A 13147-nucleotide genomic window follows, 5' to 3' on the forward strand; every position below is an offset into this window, starting at 1 on the left:
CCCTCGGGTTCTCCGCCCTGCGCCATCGAAGCCGGCCGGCGCAGGGTGGTCGGCGGCCGGGCGGACATCACGGACATTGCGCTCGACGTCGCGGCGGCCGGTCGCGCCGACTGACGCGAGTGATCGGTGCGGTGGCTGTGGCGGCCCGGCGGGGCCGGTGCCACCGCTGTCCACGTCAGAGGACGGGCGGCGATATCAGCGGCTCGTGTCGGCGTCACCTTCGTCATTCGGAGCGTCTCCCTGTCTCCTGCCGTCCGGAGGGGAGCCGTCCCCGTGCTCTTCCAGCAGCTCGAGAAGCGCGGCGTCCGCTCTCCTCTGATCTTCCTTCGTCAGCTCGACCGGTGCGTTGTCGTAGACGGTGTAGCGACCTGGATCGATGATGTTGGCGGCCCTCAAGCTGAACGTCAGCAGGGGGCGCCAACCCTTGCGGTGGCCGACCCGAACTTGTAGCTGGGCCCTGTAGTCACGGGCCTCCGGGAGGAATCCGGAAAACGGTGCCTCGAACTCGAGGAAGAGCTGTTGCGCTTCTCTGCCGGGCACGACGAATCCGGCGGGCAGCTCCGCCTCCTCGTCCGCCCCCGGTTGGAGCCGGGACGTGGAGGACACCCACAGGAGTGGCAGATGAGAGGCGGGCTCATCAGGGAAGGTCAGGATGAGGTCCTGCACGACGATCGGTTTGGGACCGGTGTTGTGCAGGACGAGCGGCAGTCGTAGGCGTGCCGTGGAACCGTGCACGATCGCCGCGAAGGAGTGAGGTTCCCACGCCTGCAGGCGTCCCTGTCGGGCGTTGAGCCACCAGAACGACGCGACGGTGAAGAGCAGTGCGCAGACTGACACCACACTGGCGCCGGTAAGCGATGAGGACGCGATCTGATCCGCCGCGACCATCAGCGGAACCACAGATTCAGTCTGCCAGCCCCGCCGTGGGCTCGCTCACAGGACGAGTGGCCGCCGACAGTTTCCCGGAACGGGTCAGAGGCCGGCGAGGAGTACGAGATACCAGGCGACCAAAGCAGCGCATGTCACCGCGGGGAGGAGTTTGGTCAGCCCGTCGCCCTGGCGTACGTGCGTGGTCACGGCACCGGCGAGCAGCATCAGCAGCCCGATACCGGCCAGGCCGCCGCACAGCGGTACGACCGGGCCGAGGGCCACGCCGATGGCGCCCGCCAGCTCCAGCGTGCCGATGACCCGGTAGGCCGCGGTGGTGAAGCCGGCGTGGGCGGCCAATTTGGGCATCGGGCCCAGGGCCAGGATCTTGGCCGTGCCCAGCAGGGCGAAGATCAACGCGATGAGACAGGTCAGCGAGGCGGAGAGGATCACGAGGCGCCTTCGGGGGTGTGCGGGCGGCGGGCCTGGCGGCGTTCGGCGCCCAGGCCGGCGAAGTAGGCGATCAGGTCGGGGTCGTCGATGGCGGAGGGGTTGAGGACCTGGTCGGCGGGGGCGCCCTGGAGGAGGCGTTTGACCGGGACCTCGAGCTTCTTGCCGGTCTTGGTGTGCGGGATGGCCGGTACGGCGAGGATCTCGTCGGGGACGTGTCGGGGTGAGGCGCCGGTGCGGATCGCGTCGTGGATCTTCTCGCGCAGGGACTCGTCCAGACCGACCCCGTCGGCGAGGACCACGAAGAGCGGCATCCAGTAACCGCCGTCGGGTTCCTCCGCGCCGATGACGAGGGCTTCGGTGATCTCGGGGAGGCGTTCGACGATGTCGTGGATGTCGGTGCTGCCCAGACGTACGCCGTTGCGGTTGAGCGTGGCGTCGGAGCGTCCGTGCACGATCACCGAGCCGTGGGAGGTGAGAGTGATCCAGTCCCCGTGCCGCCACACGCCCGGATAGGCGCTGAAGTAGGCGTCGCGGTAGCGGCTGCCGTCAGGGTCGTTCCAGAAGTACAGCGGCATCGACGGCATGGGGCGGGTGACGACCAGTTCGCCGACCTGGTCGACGACCGGCCGGCCCGCGCCGTCGTACGCCGCGAGCGCCACGCCGAGGTTGGGGGCCGACAGTTCACCCGCCCACACCGGGGTGGTGGGGGCGCTGCCGGCGAAGCCGGAGACGACGTCCGTGCCGCCGCTGGTGGAGGCGAGCTGGACGCCTGCGCCGACGTGGTCGCGGACCCAGGGGTAGGCGGAGGCCGGCAGGGCGGAGCCGGTGCTGCCGATGACGCGGATCGCCGACAGGTCGTGCACGGCGGGGTCGACGCCGAGCTTGGCGATGGCCAGCAGGTACTGGGGACTGGTGCCGAAGACGGTGACCTTGTGGCGGGCCGCCAGCTCCCACAGGACGTCCGGGCGCGCCACCGGCGCGGGGCTGCCGTCGTAGGTGCAGGTGGCGGCGCCGGTCAGCAGGGTGGAGACGACCAGGTTCCACATCATCCAGTGGGTGGTGGTGTACCACAGCAAGCGGTCTCCGGCGCCCAGGTCGCAGTGCAGGCCGAGGATCTTGAGGTGTTCCAGCAGGACGCCTCCGTGGCCGTGGACGATGCCCTTGGGTAGCCCGGTGGTGCCGGAGGAGAAGACGATCCACAGCGGGTGGTCGAACGGAACCGGGGCGATGGCGAGGTACTCGGTGCGGCCGGCCGCGTCCTCCCAGGAAACCGTCAGCACCGAGTGTCCGCCCTCAGGCCACGCGAGGCCCACGTGGTCCACGAGCACCGTGGCCTTCAGCGTCGGCAGGGCGGCGGCCAGCTCGAGCGAGGCGGTACGACGGTCGTGCGTGTCCCGTTGAAGAGGTAGCCGTCCGCGGTGATGAGCACGGCCGGTTCGAGCTGGGCGAAGCGGTCGGCGGCGGCCTTGGGGGCGTAGTCCTGGCCGCACACCGACCACACCGCGCCCAGGCTGGCGGTGGCGAGGAAGGCGATGACGGCGTGGGGGGTGTTGGGCAGGTAGCCGACTACCCTGTCGCCCTTTCCGACGCCGAGGTCGCGAAGGGTGGCCGCGACGGACGCGACCTTGGCGCGCAGCTGCCGGCCTGTGATCTCGTAGGCGGTTCCGGTCTCGTCCAGTGCGGTGATCGCGGGGGCGTCCGGGTGCAGGTTGCGCAGCGCGTGGTGGGCGTAGTTGAGGGTGGCGCCGGGGAACCAGCGGGCGCCGGGCATGGCTTCCTCGGCCAGCACCCGCTCGTACGGAGTGGTGGCGTCGATGTCGAAGTACTCCCACACCGCGGCCCAGAATCCTTCCAGGTCCGTGACGGACCAGTGGTGCACGGCCTGGTAGTCGGTCGGGTCCGGAATCCCTTCGGTGCCCTGGTGCCGGGCGGCCCAGCGGGCAAAGTCCGCGATGCGGCTGCCTGCGGCCGCTTGGGGGTCGGGCGGCAGGAAGGGCTCCGGACAGGGCGTGGAGTGCGGGGTGGTCATGGTGTGGTGTTCCTCGTCAGGGTGCGGGCCGGGCTTCGGCGGGGCGGCGGGCCGTGTGCAGCAGGGGAGCCCAGGCGGCGGCGTCGGTGAAGTCGCCGGTGCCGGTGGGGACGGTGTCCATCACGACGCGGTCGGGGCGCAGCAGGACGGCGTCCGCCCGGCCGCGTGCCAGCCAGGCGGCCAGCGTGCCGTCGTCGTCCAGGTCGCCGACATGGATCACGGATGCGCCCAGGGCCGTGGCCACGCCCGTCATCCGTGCCGTGGGCGGCAGGGCGGTCAGCACGGCGAAGGAGTCCCCGAGGATGTCGTCGAGGCGCTCTCGCCTGCCGTCGACGACCACCCAGGGTTGCGGGCAGAAGGTGCCGGCCAGTGAGCGGCCGGTCAGCCGGGGGCGGCGTCGTACCAGCGGATTGGCGGTCAGTGCGGGACTGAGGTCGCGGCTCACCGCCGCGGTCACACCGGGGATGCGGCAGGCTGCGCCCACCACGGCCCGGCGGATGGCCGCACCGCGGTCCTGTCCGCCGGTCATGGCCCAGCCGACGGCGACCGCGACACGGATCACGTGGCGGGCGTGCGGCTTGCGCTCCTGCTGGTAGGTGTCCAGCAGTCGGTCGTCCGCGCCCTGATGAAGGACGCGGGCGAGTTTCCAGGTGAGGTTGCGGGCGTCGCGCAGGCCCGCGCACAGGCCCTGCCCGATGAAGGGCGGGGTGAGGTGGGCCGCGTCGCCCAGCAGGAACACGCGCCCACGGCGCCACCGGTTGGCGAGGCGGGCCCGGAAGGTGTACCGCGCCTGCCGGATCACCTCGAAGTCGTCGCCCCCGCCCCCGTGGGCAGCGGACGGCAGGTCGACCCAGGGGGCGACCAGCTCGTGCAGCCGTTCCAGCTCTTTCGGGCCGTCCAAGGTCTCACCCTCGGCCAGTCGGAACTCCCAGCGGTAGCGGTCTTCGCCGACTCGCATGAAGGTGGCCGGGCGGGTGGGGCAGCAGATCTGCTCGGCGCCTTCCCAGGTGCGCACCGGGAGGCTCGTGCGCACGTCGATGACCCGCCAGCTCTCCTCGAAATGCAGGTCCTCCCACACGGCGCCGATGGCGTCGCGGGTGATGCTGCCCGCGCCGTCGCAGCCGAGGACGGCGTCGGCCCATACGTGCTCGTCCTCATCGCTGCCGTCGCGGCGGAAGGTGACCCGGACCGGAGCCGTTCGGTCGGTGTCCTGGCTGACGGACACGACCTCCACCCCGCCCCGCAGCTCGCACTCGGGGCGACGGGCCAGGGCGTCGCGCAGCAGCCGTTCCAGCTCTGGCTGGTCGAACATGCTGGTCTGCGGGAAGCCGTGGCGGCCGTGCAGGGACCGTCGGAACTCGGCGATCACGCGGCGCCGGGCGTCCAGCAGCCGCAACCCGGGAGCCGGCCTGGCGAGAGTGGCGAACTCCTCGTGGACGCCGACGCTCTGCAGGATCCGGCGAACCTCGTCGTCCACGACGACGGCGCGCGGCAGGGGGTAGATGTCCCGGTGGCGTTCGAGGAGCAGGCTGGGCACTCCGTGCCGGGCGAGCAGGAGCGCGGCCGTGACTCCCACGGGCCCCGCCCCGATGATCACCACCGGTCTGCTGGGTGTGGCGCTCACGTCGCGGCCCCCACAGCGGTCCGCTGCTCGCCCAGGTCGATCCGCCCGTCGGGGGTGGCGATCGTGGCGGTGACGAGGTCACCGTCGCGCAGGTACAGGGGGTTCTTGGCCTGGCCGTTGAAGAACGCCTTCCACTTCAGCGCGGGCGGCAGCAGCGCGGCGATCTTCTCGACCGGCTTGGGCGGGGCCTTCAGGGCGGTGCCGCCGGGTGTACCGGTCAGCAGCAGGTCGCCCGGGTCGAGGGTCTGGAAGCGGGAGAGCAGGGTGAGGGCCTGCGCGGGCCGCACGATCATGTCGGCCAGTGTGCGGTCCTGACGCGTTACGCCGTTCACCGACAGCCGCAGTCGCAGGTCGATCAGACGGTCGAAGTCCTCCGGCTCCAGCAGGGCCAGGTACGGACCCGTCGGCGTGAAGGTCGGGTAGGACTTGCTCTCGTAGAACTGGGTCTTGGTCAGCTGGACGTCGCGGGCGCTGACGTCGTTGGTGAGGACGAGCCCGGCGACGTACGAAGGAAGGTCCTGCTCCTCCACAACTGTGCCCACCGGGAGCGTCGCGCCCATGACGAGGCCGAGTTCGACTTCGTAGTCGAGGAAGTTCACGTGCGTGGGGCGGACGATCGTGTCGTGCGGGCCGCTGACCGAGCCGGACGCCTTGCGGAAGAAGGTGGGCGGTATGTCACCGGTGAAGCCCGAGTCCTTGGCGTGGCTGCGGTAGTTGACCATCTGGGCGACCACCCGGCAGGGGGTGGTGACCGGGGGCAGCGCCACCAGGTCGGCGACGGGCGTGCCGCGCTCGCCGGAGGCGGCGGCCTCCCGGACGGCGGCCCGGTCGGCGAGCAGTCCGGCAGTGGTGACCGCCTTGGTCTCGATGCGGACGGCGCGCTCGTTTCGGACGGCCCACCAGCCGTCGGGGGTGCGCAGAACGTTGGTGCTCATGAGCTCATCGCTTTCATCAGGCCCAGCAGGCGTGCGGGGTCGAGTTCGTTGTCGTCGCGCAGGGCCGTCATGACCTCGCGGAGCTTGGCGGGGGAGGGGTTGGCGCCCAGGAAGTCGCGGGTGACGGGCGGTCCCCACTGCGCGAGGCCGCTCGCCGACATCGGTGCCCATCCGGGTTCGAGGTCGCAGGAGAACAGGTCGCCGTCGGCGAAGTGCTCCAGCATGAAGTGGTCGGGGTCGCGCCAGTAGTCGAAGAGCTGGCTGCCCTGGATGTGTCGGCCGATCCCCCAGCTGCGCTTGTAGCCGCGCTCGGCCAGGTACTCCCCGCCGGCGGCGATCGCGTCGAGGTCGGTGACCTGGTAGGCGGAGTGGACGTAGCCGGTGCCCGGCCCGAGGTGCAGGGCGAGGGTGTGGTGGTCCACGGGAAGGCTGCCCTGGTCGCAGCGGATGAACGCCATGGTCGGCCCGCGCTGGCGCTGCCCGTCCAGGAAGAGGAAGTCGGACACGATCATGCCAAGGGTGTCCAGGTACCAGTCCAGGGTGCGGGTGAACGTCCTCGTCTCCAGCACCACGTGGCCGAGGCGCTGGATGCGGGACGGCTCACGGGGCGGGCGCTGGGTGGTGTTCGTACGACGGCCTTCGATGCCGGTGTTGAGGATCAGCGGCTGCTGCCCGGGCAGCGCGGGAAGCGGTTCGGCGCAGTGCACCACCCGGACCGGGAGTCCCGAGGGATCGAACAGGGCGACCGACCGGCCGCCGCCGGGGACGTCGATGTCCTGGACGGTGTTTCCCACGGCGGCGGCGAGCCGGTCCACATCGGTCCGCTCGGCTGCGCGGAACGCCGGCCCGAGGAAGCGGGACGCGCGACCGCGCCGGATGACCATGCAGGGAGGGCCCGCGAACGTGCCGCGCAGCCACAGCTCGTGATCGGTGCGGGCGGCGATCGCGAAGCCGAAGTCACGGGCGAACACCTCGGCCCGGTCAAGGTCCGGCTTCTCGAACTCCAGCCAGGCCAGGTCCGCCACTTTGATCACGGGATTCCGGGCTCGTCCGGGGTGTTCACCGCGTAGGGCGCCCTGCTCACTGTGGAGGTCTTGGTGGGGCGTCAGCGGACCGCCCTTGTTGACGGGGATGTGGGACATGGTGTCCTCCAAGCAACACTGCCTTAATGAGGAAATCATCAACTCTGCCAATTCTCATCGTCAATAGGCGTCGTCCAAATAATTGAGGATCTCATCAGTAATGGCAGAGTCATCGTTGCGGCGGTTACACTGGGCCGTATGCCGACGTCAGCCCCGCCCAGGAACCGCTTCGAGCGACGCCGTGCCGAGACCCGCCAGGCGCTCGTCCGTGCGGCCCGGCAGATCCTCGCGGAGACCGGGGACACCAGCGCAAGCATCCAGGCCATCGCCGAGCGCGCCGATGTCGGCTTCGGGTCCTTCTACAACCACTTCGAGTCGAAGACGGAGCTGTTCGACGCGGCGGTGACGGACGCCCTGGAGGAGTTCGGGCAGGTCATCGACGAGCGCGTGGAAGGCATCGACGACCCGGCCGAGCTGGTCGCAGCAGGCTTCCGGCTCACCGCCCGGATGGCCGACTCCCACCCGGAACTCATGCGGATCCTGCGCGACCGCGGCCTGGCCCACATCCACTCCGACAGCGGCCTCGCCCCACGCGCCCTGCGCGACCTGGAGATCGGCATCGCCTCGGGCCGCTTCACCTGCGGCAACGCGACCACCGCCCTGTCCGCCCTGGGCGGCACCCTGCTGTCCCTGGTGGCTCTCAGGCTGGACCGCCCGGACCTCGACGGCGACGAGGCCGCCTCCGACCTGGCCGAGATGGTCCTGCGCATGCTCGGCCTCGCTGCGGACGACGCCCACGAGGTCACCCGGCGCCCGCTGCCCGGTCTCGCCCGATGACCTCCTGCACCTGAAGCGCGGCCCTCTGTGGTGCTACGCCGGCAGCGACGAGGAATGCGGTTGCCGCGGCCTCACCAGTGGGGTCCGCCCACGGGCATGCGGCGTTCTCCTCGGCGAGGGCCAGCATGAGTGACTCCAGTGCTTGGGCGAGCACGGGTGCTGGAAGGTGGTCCGCGAAGACGCCTTCGCGCTGACCGCGCCGTAGGGTTGCGACGGCTTCCGCGCGGGCCGGTGCCAGCGTGGTGCGGATCTCGTCCTCTCCCGGATGGCGCCGTCCCAAGGTGATGAGCACGCGGTAGTGGTCGCCCACCGTCCATGCCGCCAGCACCATCCGTGTCATCGCCTCGACCGGGTCGGCCTCCGCGGTACGGGCTCTGGCGAACGCCTGCCGGAGTTCATGACCTGCTTCCTGTGCCAGGTCGGCGATCAGCGCATGCCGGCTGGAGAAGTGTCCGTAGAGGGTGCGCCGGGCGACCCCGGCCGCCTGAGAGATGCTGTCGAGACTCGCGTCCGGGTCCTCCCGCAGTTTCCGCCGGGCGGTCGCGAGGATGCGTCGGCGGTTGGAGTGAGCATCCTTGCGCTGCAAGGTACGGCCCGGGGTGTCGGTCGCCTGCATGGTTCTTCCTCTCCACGATGGCCGGAAAGCCGTGGGCGCCGGTGCTCCCTCACGCACCGGCGCCCACTCACCCCTGCCCAGGGTGGCTTGTCGCCCTGCTGACGGGTGTCAGGGGACGAGGATGAGGCGGATCGGGTCGCCGATCTTGTTCTCCAGTCGGTGGACGGCGTCGGCGGCCTCGATGAGCGGGATGTGGTCGGTGATGGAGGGGGCCAGGTCGAGGCGGCCGGCCGCGGTCAGCTGCACCAGCTCGGAGACGGACTCGGGGAAGCCGCCGTAGTGGCCGCGGACCTGCTTCTGCAGGTAGTTGAAGGTCAGGCCCTCGGTGATGGTGAGTGGCCGGGGTGTGATGCCCACCAGGACGAGGGAGCCGCCCAGGCCGAGCACGGAGGCGGCCTGGTCGCGGACGGCGGGGACACCGGCGCAGTCGAAGGCGAAGTCGAGGCCGCGTCCGCCGGTGGCTGTGCGGACCTGGTCGGCGAAGTCGGGGGCTGCCGGGTCGAGCGCGAGGTCCGCACCGAAGGCCAGGGCGCGCTCGCGGGCGCTGGGCAGCGGGTCGACGGCGATGATCGGGGCGGCGCCGACCAGGCGGGCGAGGCGTACGTTGTGGGCGCCGACTCCGCCGACTCCCCAGACGCCGACGGACTGGGCGGCACGGACGCCCGCCGTGGCGACGACGGCGGCGTAGGGGGTCGAGACCGCGTCGGGGATGATCGCGGCCTGGTCGAAGGGGAGGCTGTCGGGGATGGGGACGAGGGTGTCCTCGCGGGCGATGACGTACTCGGCCCAGCCGCCGTCGTAGTCGATGCCGGCGGTGAGCATCTGGGTGCAGGGGCGGTGGCGCACGCATCCGGCGCACTTGCCGCAGGTCTTGCCGGCCTCCAGGGTGACACGGGTGCCGACGACCAGGCCGCGCTTGAGGTCGGGGCCGTGCGTGTGGATGACGCCCGAGACCTCGTGGCCGACGGTGACCGTGTCGGAGGTGGCGAACAGGGGGACGAGGGAGCCGTCGAGGAGGTGGACGTCGGAGAGGCAGACGCCTGCGGCCTTGACCTCGATGAGGACCTCGCCCGGGCCCGGCACGGGGATCGGGACCTCTTCCACGGCGAACTTCTTGCTGTCCAGGTGGAAGCGTCCGGCGAGCATGGTGTCCATGGTGATCTGCTTTCCGTGAGCGGCACCGCCCGGCGGTTCGGGCAGGCAGGTGCCGTGTGGTGTCTGGGGGTTTGTGGTGGCCGGTAGGCGTGCGGACGGCAGCGGGGGTTCCGCACGCCTACCGGCGGCTGGGGGTCACACGCCTTGATGGCGTGCGACGGTTAGGCGAAGACGTCCTGCTGGTAGCGCTCGTCCGCTTCGAGCTGGGCGAGCCACCGCTGGGCGGCTTCGTCGTCGCTGCCGGTCTTCTGGCGGTGGATGGCGGCGAGGGCCTCGCGGACGGCGGGTGCCATGCGGCGGCCGTCACCGCAGACGTAGATGTACGCGCCGTCCTCGATGGCCTGCCACACCGTGTCGGCGGCGTTGGCGATGGCGTTCTGCACGAACCGGGCCGGGTGGCCGGTCACCGCGGAGAAGGCGGTGTGCACCTGGGCGATGCCGGCCTGCTCCCAGTCCTGCATCTCCTGCTTGTAGAAGTAGTCGTGCTCCGGGTGGCGGCAGCCGACGAACACCTGCGACATACCCACCTGGGTGCCGTTCGCGTGCTGTGTCGCCCGCTCCTCCAGGAAGCCGCGCAGCGGCGCGATGCCGGTGCCGGGGCCGATGAGGATCAGCGGCGTGGCGGGGTCGGCGGGCGGGGCGAACGTCGGGGAGGGCACGCGGACGTAGCCGTAGACGACGTCTCCGGGTGCGAGGCCGGCGATGTAGGAGGAGCAGGTGCCGCGGTACGGGCCGTCGCCGGACAGGGCCGGGCCTTCCAGCAGGCCGACGGTCAGGCGCACGTGGCGCGGGTTGGCCGACGGGGCGGAGGAGATGGAGTAGAAGCGGGGACGGATGGGGCCCATCATCTCCAGGAAGACCGCCAGCGGCAGTTCGACGGCCGGGAAGCGCTCCAGCAGGCCCAGGACGGAGATGCGCTTGCCGAGGATCTCCTTGCTGTAGCGCTCCTCGGCCTCCTGGGTGTCGGCGGTGTACGCCTGGAGCTGCGGCCGCGTCCACGGGCACTCGGTGTACTCGGCGAGCGTCTGGATCTGGGACCGGGTGGCGACGTCCTGCAGTTCCAGGAACTCGGTGAGCAGGATGCCGGCGGTGACCGGGGCGCCGACCGGCAGGTGGGTGCGGCCGCCGGCGGGCTGGTCGAGCCGGAGCACCTGGTCGTAGTCGACGCCGAGCCGCCTCAGTGCGCGCTCGACCAGGGCGAGTTCGTTCTTGGCGAAGACGGCCAGGTGGTTTCCGGTGTCGTAGGTGACGCCCTCGGGCAGCTCGAAGGTGATGGACTTCGCGGACGGGCGCGGCGGCTCGATGCTGAAGTCCCACAGTCCGGTCGCGTCGGCCACGAGCTCCTCGTTGGTCACCACGGTGAGCGGGTACGCCTGCTCGGAGACGATGGCGGGGCGCACGTCGGACTCGGTGAGCAGCTGGACCTGGTAGCGGGGGCCGCTCGCCTGGGAGGTGTCGGCGGCGTATTCCTCGGCAAGGGTGGCCCACAGGTTGTCCATCCACCGCGTGGCCATGCCGTCGAAGTCACCGGCGGCGTCCGCGATGCCGCGCTCGACGATGGGGGTGGCGCCGGCGGCCAGCAGACCTTCCTCGATCCGCTTGGGGAATGCCTGGTAGGTGGCCACCCACTGGGTGTTGCCGGCGCCCAGCAGCGCGTACCGCACGTTCGCCAGCGAGCCCTCGGGCAGTCCGGCGGCGAGCAGGTCGTCGAAGCGCTGGGCGTTGTCGGGCGCCTTGCCGTTGTAGCTGGCGGCGACCACGACGAGCAGTCCCTCGGTGGGCAGGTTGTCGCCCAGCTCGTCCAGGCTCACCAGGGTGGTGCCGAACCCGGAGCGCTCACCGCGGTCGGCGATGGTGCGGGCCAGGTCCTCGCACGAGCCGAGGCTGGAGCCGTAGGCGACGGTCAGGTTCACACCGACACCGCTGACCGCGGCCTGCGCCTGCGTGTCGCCGGTCTGCAGGTCCACGGCACCGAAGACGGTGCGCTCGTGTTCCTGACGCCTGCGGACGATGAGCTCGAAGTTGCCGGGCTTGCGGGTCAGCGCCTCCTTGACGTCCATCTTGTAGTCGGTGGTGTCGGAGAACTTGAACTTCTGCAGCATCAGCGCCAGGACCAGGCGGGCCTCGGTGAGCGCGAACTGCCGGCCGATGCAGGCACGCACGCCGTTGCCGAACGGCTTGTAGGCGTGCGGGTGGTGCTTGGCGCGGTTCTCCGGCAGCCACCGGTCGATGTCGAACTCGTGGGGGCGGTCCCATGCTTTGGGGTGGGTGTGCAGCGGTTGTTCGAGGATGTTGACCCGCGTGCCCTTCTTCAGCTCGTAGCGGCCGCCGATGACGGTGTCCTCATGCGGCGCCTTGCCGATCAAAGGGATGGGGGCCCACAGCCGCAGGGTCTCCTCCAGGATGCGTGGGATGACGTCCAGCTTCATGATCGTGTCGTAGTCCGGGACCGTGTCGCCGGGCATCAGCCGGTCCACCTCGGCGTAGGCCTGGGCCAGGACGTGCGGGTTGCGCATCAGCGAGTAGGTGGCGAACGCCAGCAGGCCGCTGGTGGTCTCGTGGCCGGCGATCAGGAACGTCAGCACCTGGTCGCGGACGTTGTCGTCGGTCAGCGCCTTGCCGGTCTCCGGGTCGGTGGCCTGAAGCATCAGGCCCAGCAGGTCGTCCTCACCGGTGCCCTTCCCGTCGCGGCGCTCCTTGATCACGCTCTCGACCAGGTCCTGCATCTGCTGGATGTTCGCGCGGTACTTCTTGTCGTCCGCCTTGCGGAGCCTCGTCATCATCGGTAGCTCCTGCGAGCGCCGCAGCGACTCGATCAGCGTCTCCAGCAGCGCGTTGAGGAAGGGGTGCAGCTCCTCCTTGTCGAAGGAGTCGAACCGGTAGCCGAACCCCGACAGGGCGATCGTGTCCAGCGTCAGCCGGGTGTAGTCGTCGGTGATCTTGACCGGCTGACCCTCCCGGCGCTCCCACTTGCCCGCCAGGTTCCGGGCGATCTCCAGCATCTGCCCGTAGTAACCCTTCATGGCCCGCTGGCTGAAGGCCGGCAGCAGGATCCGGTGCGCCCTGCCCCATTCCTCTTCGTGCTGGTGCGCGGTGAACAGGCCCGCGTTCAAGAAGTCCCGGACATGGGCCAGCGGCGTCTTGTCGATCTGCTTGAAGAACCGCGTCTCGTCGCTGACCTCGGCCACCAGGTCCGGGTCATAGACGAAGACCTGCTCGATGCCGGCGATGTCCATGCCGTAGATGCCCTCGGGGAACTGCTTGGACAGTTCGGCGAAGTACTCGAACGGGTTGGTGTCGGGGATCTGCGGCGTGTTGCCGAGCAGGGGGACCCCGCGCGGGGACCGGATGGGACGCAGGTCGGTCTCGGGCTGCGTGGTCATGGCTTGCTCCTCTGCGTGGAGGGGGATGGGCAAGGGCGCGCTGCGTAGGCCGATGCCGCGGCGCCGTACTGGAAAACATACGTCGTATGGAATTGGAACCATACGCGGTACGGAAAGTGGATCGCAACCCCGGGAGTCCGGGTGGGGCTGTGGTGAAGCTCATTTC

9 protein-coding genes and 1 pseudogene are annotated in these 13147 nt (G+C 70.4%); 1 reads left to right on the forward strand and 9 read right to left on the reverse strand.

Going from position 1 to position 13147, the window contains the following annotated elements:
• Window positions 1–195: 195 nt before the first annotated feature.
• From ABZ923_RS09990 to ABZ923_RS10015, 6 genes and pseudogenes are all read right to left on the reverse strand, one after another.
• Complete coding sequence (locus ABZ923_RS09990; RefSeq protein ID WP_361469160.1) at window positions 196–900, reverse strand: hypothetical protein; 705 nt, start codon at window positions 898–900, stop codon at window positions 196–198.
• A 72-nt stretch (window positions 901–972) separates the two neighbouring features.
• Window positions 973–1320, reverse strand: coding sequence for a DoxX family protein (locus ABZ923_RS09995; RefSeq protein WP_361469162.1), 348 nt, complete (start codon window positions 1318–1320; stop codon window positions 973–975).
• Window positions 1317–3349 (reverse strand): annotated as a pseudogene (locus ABZ923_RS10000) (acetoacetate--CoA ligase). The gene ABZ923_RS09995 and the pseudogene ABZ923_RS10000 overlap by 4 nt, the downstream one beginning before the upstream one ends.
• 16 nt (window positions 3350–3365) lie before the next feature.
• The gene (locus ABZ923_RS10005; protein ID WP_361469165.1) at window positions 3366–4973 is read right to left on the reverse strand and encodes a bifunctional 3-(3-hydroxy-phenyl)propionate/3-hydroxycinnamic acid hydroxylase; all 1608 of its coding nucleotides are present in this window, start codon (window positions 4971–4973) and stop codon (window positions 3366–3368) included.
• Entirely contained in the window at window positions 4970–5908 is a 939-nt protein-coding gene (locus ABZ923_RS10010; RefSeq protein WP_361469167.1) for a fumarylacetoacetate hydrolase family protein, read from the reverse strand. Before ABZ923_RS10010 ends, ABZ923_RS10005 begins: the two co-directional genes overlap by 4 nt.
• On the reverse strand, window positions 5905–7050 hold the full coding sequence (locus ABZ923_RS10015; RefSeq protein ID WP_361469170.1) for a VOC family protein: 1146 nt from the start codon (window positions 7048–7050) through the stop codon (window positions 5905–5907). The genes ABZ923_RS10010 and ABZ923_RS10015 overlap by 4 nt, the downstream gene beginning before the upstream one ends.
• 138 nt (window positions 7051–7188) lie before the next feature.
• Between ABZ923_RS10015 and ABZ923_RS10020 the strand changes: the two genes are divergently transcribed.
• On the forward strand, window positions 7189–7827 hold the full coding sequence (locus ABZ923_RS10020; protein ID WP_361469173.1) for a TetR/AcrR family transcriptional regulator: 639 nt from the start codon (window positions 7189–7191) through the stop codon (window positions 7825–7827).
• Here ABZ923_RS10020 and ABZ923_RS10025 read toward each other — a convergent pair.
• The 3 genes from ABZ923_RS10025 to ABZ923_RS10035 form a co-directional block, all read right to left on the reverse strand.
• Complete coding sequence (locus ABZ923_RS10025; protein ID WP_361469176.1) at window positions 7793–8443, reverse strand: TetR/AcrR family transcriptional regulator; 651 nt, start codon at window positions 8441–8443, stop codon at window positions 7793–7795. The genes ABZ923_RS10020 and ABZ923_RS10025 overlap by 35 nt on opposite strands.
• A 108-nt stretch (window positions 8444–8551) precedes the next feature.
• Entirely contained in the window at window positions 8552–9598 is a 1047-nt protein-coding gene (locus tag ABZ923_RS10030) for a zinc-binding dehydrogenase (RefSeq protein ID WP_361469179.1), read from the reverse strand.
• 161 nt (window positions 9599–9759) lie between these two features.
• On the reverse strand, window positions 9760–12981 hold the full coding sequence (locus tag ABZ923_RS10035; RefSeq protein WP_361469181.1) for a cytochrome P450: 3222 nt from the start codon (window positions 12979–12981) through the stop codon (window positions 9760–9762).
• Window positions 12982–13147 lie beyond the last annotated feature (166 nt).

The sequence above is a fragment of the Streptomyces sp. NPDC046881 genome, from assembly GCF_040645015.1.
Taxonomy (GTDB): domain Bacteria; phylum Actinomycetota; class Actinomycetes; order Streptomycetales; family Streptomycetaceae; genus Streptomyces.